Consider the following 15,205-nt stretch of genomic DNA (forward strand, 5'->3'; position numbering starts at 1 on the left):
TGGGCATTTCATCCCTGTTTTCCGTGGCTGCCGTGCGCTGCCGGAGCCATCGTTTTTGCGTCACCTGACTTTGCGGCGGCGGGAACGTCACCCGTCCACTCATAAGCAACGGTTCCTTCCGGATGCTGGTACCAGCCGGGATCGGCGTAATCGTTCGCGGACAGGCCCTCGCGGACCTTCACGACCGAGAACATGCCGCCCATCTCGATCGCGCCGAACTGTCCCCATCCCGTCATCATCGGGATGGTGTTGTCGGGAAGCGGCATCTCCATCTCGCCCATATCGGCCATGCCGCGGTCACCCATGGCCATGTATTCCGGCTGGACCCGGCGGATCTTGTCGGTGACTTTCGAGTTGTCGACGCCGATGAACGTGGGCACGTCGTGGCCCATGGCGTTCATTGTGTGGTGCGACTTGTGGCAATGGATCGCCCAGTCGCCCTCGTATTTGGCTTCGAACTCATATGCCCGCATGGCGCCGACGGGGATGTCGATCGACACCTCCGGCCACCGCGCCTCCGGCCGGACCCAGCCGCCATCGGTGCAGGTCACCTCGAAGTCGTAGCCATGCATGTGGATCGGATGATTGGTCATGGTCAGGTTGCCCACGCGGACCCTGACCCGGTCGTTTTTCGCCACTGGAAGATGACTGATCCCCGGAAAGACGCGGCTGTTCCAGCCCCAGAGATTGAAATCCGTCATCTCCATGATGCGCGGGACGTACGACCCCGGTTCGATGTCGAAGGCGTTCAGCAGGAACACGAAATCGCGGTCCACGCGCATGAATTTCGGGTCTTTGGGATGAATGACGAAGAAGCCCATCATGCCCATGGCCATCTGGACCATTTCGTCGGCGTGCGGGTGGTACATGAAGGTCCCGCTCTTCACGAGGTCGAACTCGTAGACGAAGGTTTTGCCAGACGGGATTCCAGGCTGGGTCAGTCCTGTCACGCCATCCATGCCGTTTGGCAGGATCATGCCGTGCCAATGGATGGTGGTGTGCTCGGGGAGCTTGTTGGTCACGAAGATGCGGACCCGGTCGCCCTCGACCGCCTCGATCGTCGGACCGGGGGATTGACCGTTGTAGCCCCACAGATAGGCGGTCATTCCGGGCGCCAGCTCCCGCTCGACGGGTTCGGCGACGAGGTGGAACTCCTTCACCCCGTTATTCATGCGGTGCGGCAGCGTCCAGCCGTTGAGCGTCACCACCGGCTGGTAGTCCGGCCCGCTCGTCGGAAAGATCGGCGGCTGCATGTCCGGGGATTCCATGATCGGAGCCTCCGGCAAGCCCATCGCCGAAGTCTTGGTCCATGCCGTAACGCCGGCGAGCAGGGCTCCCGCGCCTAGTAACTGACGTCTTGAAAGCATCTATTGTTCTCCTTGGGTTCAGTGGCCTTCGGCGCCGGCCTCGGCTACGGCCGGGGCGTCGCCGCCACCGGCGCCCGATGCGCCTCCACCGTAGACGGCGGTTCCGAGATTGACGTCGGCGAGCCAGAAATTGCGCTTGGCGTTGAGGGAAAGCATGATCGAACTGATTTTCGCGCGGGTGTCTGCCAGAAGCTCGAACGTGTTGGTGATCATGCCGCTATAGGTGAGGACGGACTCTTCCTCGATTTTAGTTCGAAGAGGCACGACACTGTTGCGATAGTGCCGGGCAATGTCATAGGTCGAACGATATCCGTCATAGGCCGACCGCGCCTCGGAGCGGACGTTCACCGCTTTTTCCGCCAGCCGATTGGCAGCCTGCATGTAGGCGAGCTCAGCCTTGCGCATGCGCGCCTTGCCCGTATCGAAGATAGGGATGACGAACTCCAGCTCGAGGATGGGGGAGGTGCTCGTCTCGGTTCCGCCTTCTTCCGCCTCCTCGCGTTCCACTTCCACCCCAGTAAGAAGTTCCAGGTCGGTGACGTAGCGCGTCGCCTCGGTCAGACCGTAGGATTTCGCCAGCGCCTCCAGCTCGAGTTTCGCGATCTCAAGGTCGATGCGATTTCTTAGCGCCTCCGCCTCGATCGCGCGTTTGGCCTTGGCGCCTTTCGGTAAGGCTGGAAGCATGTTGGGGACTGAGTAATCGACGTCCGGTCCCCATAGACCCATCAGCCGGGTGAGCTCTTCCTTGGCAGTCCGGGCAGCGAGCCGCGCCTCCGCCGCCTGACCGGTGATCTCGGCATAGAAGACGTGTTCGCGGGCTTGGCCGGTTTTTGTGAAGGCGCCTGTCTCGCCAAGTTTCTGAGCGAGTTCGGAGGCAGCGTCGGCGGTGGCTTGCGCCTTGTTCAGATAGGAAACGCTTTCCCAGGCCGATACAGCGTTGACCCAGGCCCGCCGCGTATCGGCGGCCAGTCGTAGCGTTTCCTCGGCGGCGCGGAGTTGAGCCTGACGGAATCGCGCATCCGCGACCGCGACACGCCGCTTGTGGGTCGCCAGCGCAAGGATGTTGCTGATCACCGCGCCTTCAATCGTCCGCACCGGATCGACGCCGATCATGCCGACCGAGATCGTCGGATTGACGAGCATCGTTTCCTGCCACATGTCGGCCGCCGACAGGCCGATCTCCGCATAGGCGGCCTGGAGGCCCTTGTTGTTGAGCAAGGCGACCTGCACCGCGGTGTCCGGGCCGATCGTCTTCTTCTGGACGAGGCGCTTCACGCGCTCTGAAACCGTCCGCGCTTCCTCGCTGGATTGCACCCATACGGTTTTCTTGCCGGTCACGGATTCGGCACGCGCTGCGACTGTCGTGAAGCCGGCCATCGGGGCTGAGATGCCATCAAGGGCTGCGCTAGTCGTGCATCCGGCAGCGATCAGCGGAATGGTTACCACCGCAGCTATGGTCAGGGGCCGGCGCTTCATGATCCGGCTCCCGGGTTCGCGGGAGAGCGTTCTTGATTGAGGCGCCGCCAATTCTGCGGATCCACCGGCTCCCGGTTGCGATAGTCGACGACGACCGGGTGGTAGTGCACATCACGGACGCCCATTGCGGGATCGGCCGGATTGAAGGCGGGAAGGATGTCCGGCGGCGTGGTTGCCGCACATCCGGTAACTAACAGCGATGCGAGCATCGCGGAGCTTGCGATTTTCATTGTAGACCTGAAGCCATGACGTATGCGTTTGGCCGCGCGGGAACGGATTCCCGACGCTGCGCGCGAACGCCCCGAGAGGGCGCGTCAGTTCAGATGTTTGGGGGGCCTTATGAGCGCTGTGTATTCGCCGAGCGGCAACGTGACGGCAACGACGGGCGCAAAGCAGCGGGAGACAACATGCTCCAAGTCAGGGCAATCGACCGGCACCGCATTTGCCGGCGCGCAATGGACTTCACAGCTCTTGTCGGCGGATTGCTTGGCGCCGTGATGATGCTCAGACGTACCCGCGTCGTCCGCCGTGGCGCCGTGATCGCCCATATCGTGTGCGGGTGTCTCGGCCTGGAGATCCGCCCCGGCGTGAAAGCCCGTGGCATTGGCTGTGGCGAACAGACCAGGCTGAAGAGCCGACATGACCAGGAACACGACCGCCAGCAGTGCTCGGAGCGGTATGTTTCCTAGGATCGTGAATCGACCAAGAGTCCTCATCAACCCTTCCGACAATTGTTCGGCTGATTTGTCAAGGTCGCCGCGGCCGCTTTGTTGCAGTGCAACCAAAAGTGAACGCAACTCCCTGCTGCGATGTCCACGATTTCGGTTTTACATCAGGCCCAGCACTGCTCCGGCGACGACCAGATAACGCGAAATCTTCGCGACGGCGACGATTGCGACAAAGCTCCATAGCGGCTCGCGCAAAGCCCCGGCGACCACGGTCAGCGGGTCACCGACGATCGGCATCCAGCTTAACAGGAGCGACCATCTTCCATAACGGCGATACCAGCTCATGGCGCGGTTGAGCGTCTCGGGACGCAGCGGAAACCAGGGCCTGTCCCGGAAGCGTTCGAGCCCTCGACCAAGACCCCAGTTCACCGCCGAGCCCAGGACGTTGCCTACGCTGGCGACAACAACCAGCATTGCGGGCGAGAAGGAATGTGTGGCGAGGAGCCCTGCAAGGGCGGCCTCCGACTGCGCCGGAAGGATGGTGGCTGCGGCGAAGGCAGCAAGAAACAGGCCGCCGTATACGGCAAACACATCCATCTATGTTTTCGCTTTGCGGAAAGGTTTCAGGGTTGCACATCGATCACGACCATCAGTCCGCCACCGCCCTTCTCTTCGACATTGTTGTTGGTCGTATGATGCCCGATATGGCAGTGGATCAGCCATTTTCCGGGCCGGCGTGCCTGCCAGACGACATCGTAGCGTTGCCCGGGTCCGACGTTGACCGTATCGGCAAGGAATCGTGCCGACTCAGGGATAGTCTCGCCGTCGCGGGCGACAACTTCGAATGGACCGCCATGGATGTGCATGGGGTGGATAAACCCATTATTGGTGCCGATGAAGCGCACTTTCAGGGTTTCGCCGACCTTCATCCTGATCGTGTCCGTTGACGGATAGGCGCGGCCGTTGATGGTGAAATAATTCGGCTGCCCGCCGTCCATCGGCATCGACGGAAAAGTCAGGCCCTCCCGCATCAGCCATTCCTGAAGCTGAATAACATAGTCGTGGTCGGCCGCAATCTCCTCCTGGGGATTGGCGGGATCGATGATGAGTGCGCCGTAGAGTCCGAGCGCCTGCTGGCGATCGACATGGTCATGCGAGTGATAGAAGTAGGTCCCCGATTGGCCCGCCGTGAATTCGTATCGGTAGCTGCCGCCGGGCGGGATCGGCTCCTGCGTGATCTCGGCCGGGCCGTCCATTTCGTTCGGCAGGATCAACCCGTGCCAGTGCAGGGTCGTGCTCTCCGGCAGACGGTTCGTGACGTTGATCCACACCCGGTCGCCTTGCCGGATATGCAGCCGCGGGCCGGGCACCTGACCGTTGATCGCATAGGCGTCGACTTTCACGTCCGGCAGGATCGCCCAGCGGATGACCGAGGTTTCCAGGTCGAACACCTTTACCCCGTTCTCCATTCTGGCTTCCAGTTCCCGGTCGCCGCGAACTTCCAAGCCATGGCTGGCCGTGATCAGGCGAGGATGCACGGCGGCCATGTCCAGCATCGCTGCAGCCGGCGTGTCGCGGTCCATGATCATGCCGGGCGGCATGATGGCGCCGCCTACGTCTCGCGCGCTGAGGGTGAGGTTCACCCAGTTGGCCGGAGCGATCATGCCGAGCGCCAGCGCAAGTACGGACACGCCGCCGAAGGCCGCGAGTTGCGGCACAGTTGCATCCGGTTCCATGCCGTGACCGCCATGCGTACCACGCGACCCGCCTCCGCCATCGCCGTGGGAGGAGCTATGGCCGGATCCATGATGGCCGGCCCCGCGATTGCCGCCTGGGTTGCCATGTCTGGGGTTGGCATGTCTGGGGTTGGCATGTTCGTCGAGGCGCGCGTAAGCGTGGTGCCCCGCCATTCCGGCTTCCGCGCCGCCATATGCGTGCTCGCGCCCGCCTTCCCTCGCCTTGTCGAATTCCGGTTCGCGTTCGGTCATCAGCCCGTGCTTCAGGCCACGGGCCACCATCCATACGTTGGCAGGATATGCGGTGATGAAGCCAACGATCACGCCGAACGACATGACGCCCCAGAACAGAAGCTCGGTCGGCTCCATGGCCCGCATGTCGCTGCCCATCATCAGAAAGCTCATGACCGGCGCCATGCCCGCCATCATGAAATTCATGCTGATGAATTCCGGCATGAAGCTCTTGCGGACATTCTCCCAATAGGTGCCGCCCATCATCGATTTCATGAACAGCGACTGGAAGATGAACAGGCCGAAGGCGAACCCGGCAACATACTCCACGATGAGATCGATCCACATCGGCAGCCCGAGAGCGGCGGTGATTGCCGCCGCGAGGATGATGCCGGTGGCGTCTCCGGCGACGCAGTGGATCGTCGAGCCGACGCCTTGCTTCCAGAGCGGCTTAGTGAACGCCTCGTGTTCGCCTGGCCGCGGCTCCTTGTCGGCCAGCACGTAAATCAGCAGCCCCAGCGGTCCCATATAGAGCGTGACCAGGATGAAGCCCCATTTCATCACCACGGGTTCGGGATTGTTGCGGAACTGATCCCACGACACGTAGGCCGTGCTCAGGCCAGCAAGAACGAACCAGAATGCGAGGAAGTAGTCGACGGGCTGTACGAACACTGCAGAACTCCTGTCGGTTTTCTCTCCACTGACCTAGTCTGGCATTGCCTCTCCGGATCATCTGCGGCGGCTTCAGCTATCGCCTCGAAACCATGGGCATAAGCTTTCCAGTTGCTGGAAGGTCAAGAGTTGCCGCCCAGCCAAATCGCCGATCCTTGCTTCCAAGAAAATGACAGAGAATGAGTTCCAAGGGCTGCTCCTTGACTCTTTGCTTTTTTCCCGGCACTTTTGATCAATAGGTCAGACCAATTTACCGATCCGGGATCAGCCAGATGATTCCGGTGAGGTGGAACTGGGTAACAATGCCGATCCAGGCCGTTGAACCGCGTCGACTTTACCGACAGATCGCCGACCAGCTCAGGCAGCTGATCGACGCGGGCGAATTCGCAGTCGGCGATCGCCTGCCGACCGAGCGCGAACTGGCCGATCAGCTGGGCATCTCCCGCCCGACCGTCCGTGAAGCGCTGATCGCGCTCGAGGTCGAGGGGCGCATACGCATTCGCGTCGGTTCCGGCATCTACGTCACCGAACCGCCGCGGGCCGACGTTTTGACGGCAGAGATGGATGAAGGCCCGTTCGAGCTGTTGCGGGCACGCGAGTTCATTGAAGGGGCGATCGCCGCCGAAGCCGCCCTCCATATTCGACCGATCGATATCGAACATATGGACGACGTGCTGCGCCGCATGGAGGACATACCTCACCCGACCAAGATGACGATCGCACTCGACCGCGAGTTCCATACGATGGTGGCGGGCATTCTCGGAAACGCCGTCCTGGTGCGCTGCATCGGCGAGCTTTTCGACCAGCGCATGAACCCATATTTCGAACGCCTGTCGAGCTATTTCGAGAACAGGGATTCCTGGCGGGTCGCCGCGGAGGAGCATCGCGCGGTGCGCGACGCGATCGCGGCGCGCGACCCTGAACGGGCTAAAGCCGCCATGCAGGAACATCTGCGTCAGTCGCAATTGAGATTCTCACGCAATTTCGGTGAGAAATCCGCAGCCAAGGAGGTCGCGGAATAGAGCATCGGACCCAAAAGTGGGAACCGGTTTTGGGAAAAACCGATGCTCAAACTAAAAGGTGTAGCAGCCGACCGGGAGGAGATCCGGTCGGAGCAGTCAAATCCAACCTCAGGGAGGAACACAATGCTGAGAAAATACGGAATTCTACTCGGTGCGATCGCAGCAATCGCTATGCCTTTGGCTTCGGCCTCGGCGCAGACAGCTCTGAAATGGGCCCACGTGTATGAGACGTCGGAGCCCTTCCATACCGAGTCCGTGTGGGCAGCGGAGGAGATTAAGAAGCGCACCCAGGGCCGCTACACCGTCGACGTCTATCCGGCCTCGCAGCTCGGTAAGGAAGCGGATATAAACCAGGGCCTGACGCTCGGCACGGTCGATATCATCATTTCCGGGTCGAGCTTTGCGGCGCGCGAATATCCGCCGATCGGCGTCACCTATTTCCCGTATACCTTCCGCGACGCCGACCATCTGCTGAAATACACCAAAAGCGACGTCTACAAGGCGTTGACCAAGGGTTACGAGGAAAAGTCAGGCCATCACATAACGGCCACCACCTATTATGGCACGCGGCAGACCACCTCAAACCGGCCGATCGCCAAATGTGCCGATATGCAAGGTCTGAAGATGCGCGTCCCCGACGTTCCGGCCTATCTCGCCATGCCGCGCGCGTGCGGCGCCAACACCGCACCGATCGCCTTCGCCGAGGTGTATCTGGCCCTGCAGAACGGCACCGTCGAGGCTCAGGAGAACCCGCTGACCACCATCGAGGCGAAGAAATTCTACGAGGTGCAGAAGCACATCGTGCTCACCGGACACATCGTCGATCACCTCAACACGATCGTATCACAGTCGCGCTGGGCCTCGCTTTCCGACGAGGACAAGAAGATCTTCACCGAGGTGATGCAGGAGGCGGCCGCCCGTGCCACGGCCAAGATCGTCGCGCGCGAAAAGGAATTGGTGCAGGTGTTCAAGGATCGCGGCATCACCGTGACCGACATCGACCGTGCCGATTTTGAGAAGAATGTGCTTGAGAAGGTCACGTTCGAGGAGTTCGGCTACAACAAGGCCGATTGGGAAGCGATCCGCGCGATCAAGTAGAGTATCGGGAAAATCAGGTGCTCAGACAAGGGGATAGAGCGGCAACCGGATTCGCCGCTTTAACCTGCCCGTCCGTCCGGTCCCCATGTTGCGCCGGACGGCCTTTCCAATCCTTGACGACCCATCAGCTTCGGGAGCCCGCGCCAATGGCCGAGGAACACCATACCGAGATCACCGTCGAAGAGATCGCCCACGCATTCGAGGAGGTGCCGGTACACATTGATCTGTCGCACCACGGCATCGAGGACTGGATCACGCTCGCCGTGTTCTGGGGGATGGTCGTCTGTGTCTTCCTGCAGTTCTTCACCCGTTATGCGCTGAACAACAGCCTTGCCTGGACCGAGGAGATCGCCATCAACGCGCTCGTCGTCGTCGTCTTTCTCGGCGCCGCTATGTGCGTGCGCATCTCGCGCCACATCCATGTCGATGTGCTCTACCATTACCTGCCGGAGCGCGTCGGCCGCTGGCTCGCGCTTAGCGTCGACGTCATCCGTGTCGTCTTCTTCGCCTACGGGACCTGGCTGATGTGGCGCTACGTCTCGATCATCGCGCACGAGCGCATGGTCACCGTCAACTTGCCGCGCCGCTGGTTCTTCTACGCCGTCCTGGCGGGCTTCGCGCTGATGTTCGCGCGCTCGATCCAGGTCTTCATTGGCAACTACAGGCGTGGCTATTCGGTGCTCGAGCGCCCCGGTGCGTTCGAAACGGTGGGGGACTGAGCGATGCTGCTATTGGTCGGAGGCTTTCTTGTCCTGATGCTGATTGGCGTGCCGGTCGCCGTGTCGATGGCAGCAGCCTCGGTGCTCTACCTCGTCATCTATGGCGTCGCGCCCGACATCATCGCAGCCCAGCGCATGATTGCCGGGGTGGAGAGCTTTCCGCTGCTCGCCGTGCCCTTCTTCATCCTCGCCGGCAACCTCATGAACATCGCCGGCGTCACTGGCCGCATCTATGCCTTCGCCCTTGCGCTCGTCGGCTGGATGAAGGGCGGCCTGGCGCAGGTCAACATCATCGGATCGGTGATCTTCTCCGGCATGTCGGGCACCGCGCTCGCCGACGCCGCCGGCATCGGCACCATCGAGATCAAGGCGATGAAGGACCACGGCTATCCGATCGACGCCGCGGTCGGGGTCACCGCTGCCTCGGCGACGCTCGGGCCGATTTTCCCGCCGTCGCTGCCCTTCGTCATTTACGGCATGATGGCGAATGTCTCGATCGGCGCGCTGTTCATGGCCGGCATCCTACCGGGCGTGGTCATGACCGTGCTGATGATGGTGACGGTCGCCATCTTCGCCTATCGGCGCGGCTGGGGTTCCGACACGCCGTTCGAGCTTCGGCGGCTCGCCGAAGCGGCGGGCGAGGTGCTGGTGGTGGCGGCCTTCCCGCTCGCCTGTTATCTGCTGGTGCAGCTTGGCCTGTCTATCAATGTCGCGGTCGGCATCGCGCTGCTGTTGCTGATTGCGGTCGACTGGTATTTCGACTTCTCCGCGGTCATGGCACTGATGACGCCGATCATCCTGATTGGCGGGATGACGATGGGCTGGTTCACGCCGACCGAGGCGGCGATGGCCGCCGTGATCTGGTCGCTTTTCCTCGGGCTGGTGCGCTACCGCACGATGACGCTGCGCACACTCGCAAAGGCGAGCTTCGACACCATCGAGACGACGGCCTCCGTACTCTTCATCGTCACCGCCGCCTCGATATTCGCCTGGCTGCTCACCGTCAGCCAGGCGGCACAGCTGTTCTCGACCTTCATCTTCGCCCTCACCGACAACATGTGGGTCTTCCTCATCCTGGTGAACGTCCTGATGCTGGTGGTCGGCTGCTTCCTCGATACGATTGCGGCGATCACCATTCTTGTGCCCATCCTGTTGCCGGTGGCCGCCGTGTACGGCATCAACCCGGTGCATTTCGGTCTGATCATGACGCTTAACCTGATGATTGGTCTCCTCCATCCGCCGCTCGGCATGGTGCTGTTCGTCCTGTCGCGGGTCGCCAAGCTGTCGGTCGAGCGTACGACCATGGCGATCCTGCCCTGGCTCGTGCCATTGATCGTCGCGCTGATCCTGATCACCTTCGTCCCCGCCATCACGCTGTGGCTTCCGACGCAAATGGGCCTGATCCGATGATCGACAGTGCAGTCGCCGCGACGCTGTTCGGCCCCGAGGATCTGCGCGTCGTCGAGCATCCGCTCGGCCCCCTCGCGCCGGGAATGGTGCGCGTGCGTTTCGGCGCAGGCGGCATCTGCGGTTCCGACCTGCATTATTTCCGCCATGCGCGGACAGGCGATTTTGTCGTTACGTCGCCGCTCGTGCTCGGCCACGAGGTCGCCGGAGAGATCGTCGAAATCAACGCGGACGCGCCAGGACTTGCCGTCGGTGATCGCGTGGCGGTCAACCCATCGCGCTGGTGCGGACAATGCGCGCGATGCGCGGAGGGCCGCGCCAATCTCTGCGAGAACATCTATTTCATGGGCTCGGCGTCGAAAACGCCGCACATGCAAGGCGGTTTTGCCAGCGTGTTCGATGCCACGCCCGCGCAATGCGTCAAGGTTCCGCCTGATGTCGCCTACCAGGCGGCGGCACTCGCCGAACCGCTCGCCGTCAGCCTGCACGCAGTGGCGCGGGCCGGCGACATTGCCGGCCGCAACGTCATCCTGTTCGGCGCCGGCCCCATCGGGCTCCTGACCATGCTCGCCGCCAGGCTCAAGGGATGTGGCGAGCTCACCGTCGCCGACATAGCCGAGGCGCCGCTCGCCTTCGCCAGCAAACTTGGAGCAAACAGGACGATCGACCTGTCCGGCGGCGGCGACGAACTCAAGGCGCTCGCGGCCGACAAGGCGATTGATGTCGCGTTCGAGATTTCAGGCACCGCAGCGGGCCTCGCGGCGGCGATCACCAGCGTCCGGCGCGGCGGCACGGTCGTTCAGGTCGGCAATCTTCCGGGTGGTCAGATCCCGGTGGCGGCCAATGCGGTGATGGCCAAGGAAATCAATCTGAACGGCACGTTTCGTTTCGGCGCGGAATTCAACCAGGCGGTCGATCTCATCGTCGGCGGGGATATAGATGTCCTGAAGCTGGTGACCGCCGAACGCCCCCTCTCCTCGGCCTGCGATGCGTTTCGGCTAGCCGCCGACCGCTCGCAGAGCCTCAAGGTCGTGCTGACCGCCGACTGAGGGTTTGCCCAGCGCCTGCCACCAGCTGTTATCAACCGTTCCCAGGCTCAGCGCGCCGGCCCGGTTTCCTTCCTGTCCGCCTGCTTGCGCGCCCGCGCAAACTGCAGCCCGGCGACGCCGGTGGCCGCAGCAAGCGCCAGGCCGATCGGAATGAGGCTCGAGGGCTGGTCGGCCTTTCTGAGCACGGCCACCACGTCATATCCGACATCCAGCCCAATGCGTTTGGCGTAGGATCCGAAATCGACATTGCTGATCATCAGCGCGTCGCCCGCTTGCGTGATGGTAAGGCCGATGCCGCGCAGCCGCTCCAGCGGTTCGCCCGGCTCGCCGAGCGGCACGTTGACCGTTTTGCGTACATCTTCGCCCATAAGGTCGACACCCTCGACGACGAAATTGATGCGGCCATCGGCCGGCGTGCTCGCCACCGCCGGCAGGAACTCGCTCGCCGGCAATTCCTCGTAAGGCGGCGACACCTGATTGAGCCACCAGTCCGGCCGAAACAGCGTGAAGCAGATGACAAGCAGGGCCGCACTTTCCCAGAGACGGCTTTTCGTCACGAACCAGTTCATGGTCGCCGCCGAAAACAGCAGGATGGCGATCAACGACACCGTTGCCACCCAGATCGTCTGCGGCCAGGTGTCGACTCCGATCAACAGGATCGACGGATTGAAGATGAAGACGAAGGGCAGGATCGCCGTACGCAGCGAATAAAGCGCGCCCTGGAAGCCGGTGGCGATCGGATCTTCCTTGGAAATCGCCGCCGCCGCAAAGGCCGCCAGCCCGACGGGCGGGGTGATGTCGGCCATGATGCCGAAGTAGAAGACGAACAGGTGGACCGCGATCAGCGGGATTGGCAGTCCGGCCTGCGCCCCGAGATCGACCACGACCGGCGCCATCAGCGTCGCCACGAGGATGTAGTTTGCGGTGGTCGGAATACCCATGCCGAGCACAAGGCTGGTCGCGGCGATGAGGATCAGCATCAGGATGACGTTGCCGCCGGAGATGAACTCGACGAGTTCCGTCATCATCAGGCCGAGACCGGTCAGCGTGATCGTGCCGACGACGATGCCGGCAGTGGCCGTGGCGATACCGATGCCGATCATGTTGCGGGCGCCGAGCGCCAGCCCGTCGATCAGGTCATCCCAGGCAGCCCATATTGAGGCGGCGAGGTTTTCGTTACGGAATACCGCCATCAGCGGCTTGCGGGTGGCGACGATACCGAGGATCGACAGGGTCGCCCAGAACGCCGAGAGGCCTGGCGACAACTGCTCGACCATCAGGCACCACAGAAGCACCGCGATCGGGATGAGGAAATCGAGCCCGGTCCGCGTGACGTCCCAGGCGCGCGGCAGTTCCAGGATTGGCGCGTTCGGATCGTCAAGTGCGAGGTCCGGATAGCGCGAGGAATACCAGACCGAGGCGACGTAGAGAGCGACGCCGGCGATCGCGAGCACCGGCGGCGCGGTTCCACCGAAGAGAGCCTGGATAGCAACGATGCCGTAATAAACGATACAGACGGCAAGAACGCTGCCCGACAGTCCCAGCCCCATCCGCAGCATCCGTTCCCTTGCCGGCGTCGGACGCTGCGGGATCGTCTTCAGGCCCATCTTTATCGCTTCGAGATGAACCATGTAGAGCAGCGCGATATAGGAGAAGACCGCCGGCAGCAGCGCGTGCTTGACGATCTCCGAATAGGGAATGCCGACATATTCGACCATCAGGAACGCAGCCGCGCCCATGACCGGCGGCATGATCTGGCCGTTGATCGAGGCTGAAGCCTCGATGGCGCCCGCCTTGACGCCGGAAAGGCCGGTGCGCTTCATCAGCGGGATGGTGAAGATGCCGCCTGAAACCACGTTGGAGACAGACGAGCCTGACACGACGCCGTTGAGAGCCGATGAGACCACCGCGACTTTCGCCGGGCCGCCGCGCAGATGGCCGAGCAGCGCGATGGAGATTTGCATCATCCAGTTGCCGGCGCCTGCCTTTTCCAGAAGCGTACCGAATAGGACGAAGAGAAAGACGAAGCTCGTCGACACACCAAGTGCAATCCCGAAGACGCCTTCGGTGGTCAGCCATTGATGGTTGAGAAACTTGTTGAGCGATGCGCCGCGATGCTGAATCACGTCCGGCATGTACTGGCCGGCAAAGGTGTAGAAGATGAAGACACATGCCACGACCACCATCGGAAGGCCGAGCGCGCGGCGCGTCGCCTCGAGAAGCAACAGGATGCCAACGGTGCCGGTAACGAGATCGAGCGTGGTCGGCTGGCCCGGCCGTCCGGAAAGCTGGACGTAAAAGAGAAAGAGGTAGGCGCCGGCAAACCCGCCGACCACGGCCAGCACCCAGTCGAGTAGCGGCACACGATCGCGGGGAGAGGATCTCAGCGCCGGATAGGCGAGGAACGTCAAAAACAGCGCGAAGCCGAGATGGATGGCGCGCGCTTCCGTATCATTGAGGATGCCGAAGCCGAACACGAACGGCAAAGGCGAAGCGTACCAGAGCTGGAAAAGCGACCAGGCAACTGCAACCCAGAGCAGGATTCGAGCGACTGTTCCGCTCGGACGCCGGCCACCCGTATCGGCCTCCGCGACGAGCTGTTCGAGCTCTTCGAGATCGACGCCGGCCGGTTGTTCTTTCACTTCGCTCAATGACGCCTCCTGTTGCGGATGGCCCCGGCGGGTCCGCTGAACCCGCCGGACAGTCGTCAGGTCACGAAGCCTACTTCAGCCAGCCCTTCTCCTTGAAGTATTTTTCAGCGCCCGGATGCAGCGGCGCGGAATTCCCTTCCGACACCATCTTGGCCGGGTCGAGCTTAGCGAAGGCCGGATGCAGCGACTTGAACTCGTCGAAATTCTCGAACACCGCCTTGGTCAATTGATAGACGCTCTCATCGGGAACCTTGGCCGAAGTCACCAGCGTGGCGAGCACGCCGAAAGTCCCGGTATCGTCGGGATTGTTTGCGTAAAGGCCGCCTGGGATGATCGCCTTGGCGTAGTAAGGATTCTCGGCGACGAGCTTGTCCACGACTTCTCCAGTCAACGGCACCAGCTTGGCGGCGCAGGTGGTCGTCGGATCCTGGATGTTCGCCGAGGGATGGCCGACGCCGTAGAAGAACCCGTCGATCTTGCCGTCGCAGAGCGCCGGGCCGTGCTCGTCAGCCTTCAACTCCGATGCGAGCGAAAAGTCGGCCAACGTCCAGCCCATCGCACCGAGCAGACGTTCCATGGAAGCGCGTGTCCCGGAACCGGGATTGCCGACGTTGAAACGTTTGCCCTTGAAGTCCTCGAATTTCGTCACGCCGGCATTCGGATGCGCCAGGACCGTGAACGGCTCCGGATGGATCGAGAAAACCGCGCGCAGGTCGGTATGGGCGCCACCATCCTTGAATGATTCCAGCCCCTTGTAGGCGTTGTACTGGACGTCGGACTGGGCCATGCCGAAGTCGAGTTCGCCTTCCTTGATCGTGTTCACGTTGAATGTCGATCCGCCGGTCGATTCGACCGAGCAGCGGATGCCGTGTGTCTTGCGATCTTTGTTGAGTAGGCGACAGATAGCACCGCCGGCGGCATAATAGACGCCGGTGACGCCACCGGTCCCGATGGTAACGAAATTCTGCTGCGCCATTGCGCTGGCCGAAAACAGCAGCGCCGCCGACAAGGCAGCGATCTGCGCTCCGTGGCGTGCAGTCCGGGCATGTTTCATCTGGTTCTCCCTTGGTACTTTGCGTGCCGTCGCGGCCGTCCGGTGTTTTAGTGTC

Annotated in this window: 13 protein-coding genes; 5 read left to right on the plus strand and 8 right to left on the minus strand. The window is 62.2% G+C overall.

The window, feature by feature from the left end; translation table 11 throughout:
• Positions 1-8: 8 nt before the first annotated feature.
• From AC0L14_RS07830 to AC0L14_RS07855, 6 genes are all read right to left on the minus strand, one after another.
• Positions 9-1,367, minus strand: coding sequence for a multicopper oxidase family protein (locus AC0L14_RS07830; RefSeq protein ID WP_473488348.1), 1,359 nt, complete (start codon positions 1,365-1,367; stop codon positions 9-11).
• Positions 1,368-1,385: 18 nt separating this feature from the next.
• Positions 1,386-2,843 carry a TolC family protein gene (locus tag AC0L14_RS07835; RefSeq protein ID WP_473488349.1) on the minus strand — a complete coding sequence of 486 codons (1,458 nt, stop codon included), beginning with the start codon at positions 2,841-2,843 and terminating at the stop codon, positions 1,386-1,388.
• Positions 2,840-3,073, minus strand: coding sequence for a hypothetical protein (locus tag AC0L14_RS07840; RefSeq protein ID WP_473488350.1), 234 nt, complete (start codon positions 3,071-3,073; stop codon positions 2,840-2,842). Before AC0L14_RS07840 ends, AC0L14_RS07835 begins: the two co-directional genes overlap by 4 nt.
• A gap of 84 nt (positions 3,074-3,157) precedes the next feature.
• On the minus strand, positions 3,158-3,640 hold the full coding sequence (locus AC0L14_RS07845; RefSeq protein ID WP_473488351.1) for a hypothetical protein: 483 nt from the start codon (positions 3,638-3,640) through the stop codon (positions 3,158-3,160).
• A 30-nt stretch (positions 3,641-3,670) separates the two neighbouring features.
• Positions 3,671-4,108: a YqaA family protein gene (locus tag AC0L14_RS07850; RefSeq protein ID WP_473749112.1), complete on the minus strand. Its 438-nt coding sequence runs from the start codon at positions 4,106-4,108 to the stop codon at positions 3,671-3,673.
• A gap of 26 nt (positions 4,109-4,134) precedes the next feature.
• On the minus strand, positions 4,135-6,150 hold the full coding sequence (locus AC0L14_RS07855) for a multicopper oxidase domain-containing protein (protein WP_473749114.1): 2,016 nt from the start codon (positions 6,148-6,150) through the stop codon (positions 4,135-4,137).
• A gap of 302 nt (positions 6,151-6,452) precedes the next feature.
• Between AC0L14_RS07855 and AC0L14_RS07860 the strand changes: the two genes are divergently transcribed.
• The 5 genes from AC0L14_RS07860 (at position 6,453) to AC0L14_RS07880 (ending at position 11,445) form a co-directional block, all read left to right on the plus strand.
• Positions 6,453-7,172, plus strand: coding sequence for a FadR/GntR family transcriptional regulator (locus AC0L14_RS07860; protein WP_473488381.1), 720 nt, complete (start codon positions 6,453-6,455; stop codon positions 7,170-7,172).
• A 123-nt stretch (positions 7,173-7,295) separates the two neighbouring features.
• Entirely contained in the window at positions 7,296-8,270 is a 975-nt protein-coding gene (locus tag AC0L14_RS07865; RefSeq protein WP_473749115.1) for a sialic acid TRAP transporter substrate-binding protein SiaP, read from the plus strand.
• 146 nt (positions 8,271-8,416) lie between these two features.
• Positions 8,417-8,989, plus strand: a complete 573-nt coding sequence (locus AC0L14_RS07870; protein ID WP_473749117.1) for a TRAP transporter small permease — start codon at positions 8,417-8,419, stop codon at positions 8,987-8,989.
• 3 nt (positions 8,990-8,992) lie between these two features.
• Positions 8,993-10,399 (plus strand): TRAP transporter large permease, encoded by a 1,407-nt coding sequence (locus tag AC0L14_RS07875; protein ID WP_473488356.1) that lies wholly within the window; start codon positions 8,993-8,995, stop codon positions 10,397-10,399.
• The gene (locus tag AC0L14_RS07880) at positions 10,396-11,445 is read left to right on the plus strand and encodes an L-idonate 5-dehydrogenase (protein ID WP_473749119.1); all 1,050 of its coding nucleotides are present in this window, start codon (positions 10,396-10,398) and stop codon (positions 11,443-11,445) included. The genes AC0L14_RS07875 and AC0L14_RS07880 overlap by 4 nt, the downstream gene beginning before the upstream one ends.
• A gap of 47 nt (positions 11,446-11,492) precedes the next feature.
• On the opposite strand, the gene AC0L14_RS07885 is transcribed toward AC0L14_RS07880, so the two are convergent.
• Both AC0L14_RS07885 and AC0L14_RS07890 read right to left on the minus strand, forming a co-directional pair.
• Entirely contained in the window at positions 11,493-13,985 is a 2,493-nt protein-coding gene (locus AC0L14_RS07885) for a TRAP transporter permease (protein ID WP_473749212.1), read from the minus strand.
• Between the two features lie 181 nt (positions 13,986-14,166).
• On the minus strand, positions 14,167-15,150 hold the full coding sequence (locus AC0L14_RS07890; RefSeq protein WP_473488358.1) for a TAXI family TRAP transporter solute-binding subunit: 984 nt from the start codon (positions 15,148-15,150) through the stop codon (positions 14,167-14,169).
• Positions 15,151-15,205 lie beyond the last annotated feature (55 nt).

This window comes from Mesorhizobium sp. WSM4841 (genome assembly GCF_055811515.1).

Excerpts from the sequence above, each read along its gene's own strand:
- AC0L14_RS07830 (WP_473488348.1), bottom strand. The coding sequence starts at position 1,367 with ATGCTTTCAAGACGTCAGTTACTAGGCGCGGGAGCCCTGCTCGCCGGC.
- AC0L14_RS07835 (WP_473488349.1), bottom strand. The coding sequence starts at position 2,843 with ATGAAGCGCCGGCCCCTGACCATAGCTGCGGTGGTAACCATTCCGCTG.
- AC0L14_RS07840 (WP_473488350.1), bottom strand. The coding sequence starts at position 3,073 with ATGAAAATCGCAAGCTCCGCGATGCTCGCATCGCTGTTAGTTACCGGA.
- AC0L14_RS07850 (WP_473749112.1), bottom strand. The coding sequence starts at position 4,108 with ATGGATGTGTTTGCCGTATACGGCGGCCTGTTTCTTGCTGCCTTCGCC.
- AC0L14_RS07860 (WP_473488381.1), top strand. The coding sequence starts at position 6,453 with ATGCCGATCCAGGCCGTTGAACCGCGTCGACTTTACCGACAGATCGCC.
- AC0L14_RS07865 (WP_473749115.1), top strand. The coding sequence starts at position 7,296 with ATGCTGAGAAAATACGGAATTCTACTCGGTGCGATCGCAGCAATCGCT.
- AC0L14_RS07870 (WP_473749117.1), top strand. The coding sequence starts at position 8,417 with ATGGCCGAGGAACACCATACCGAGATCACCGTCGAAGAGATCGCCCAC.
- AC0L14_RS07875 (WP_473488356.1), top strand. The coding sequence starts at position 8,993 with ATGCTGCTATTGGTCGGAGGCTTTCTTGTCCTGATGCTGATTGGCGTG.
- AC0L14_RS07880 (WP_473749119.1), top strand. The coding sequence starts at position 10,396 with ATGATCGACAGTGCAGTCGCCGCGACGCTGTTCGGCCCCGAGGATCTG.
- AC0L14_RS07890 (WP_473488358.1), bottom strand. The coding sequence starts at position 15,150 with ATGAAACATGCCCGGACTGCACGCCACGGAGCGCAGATCGCTGCCTTG.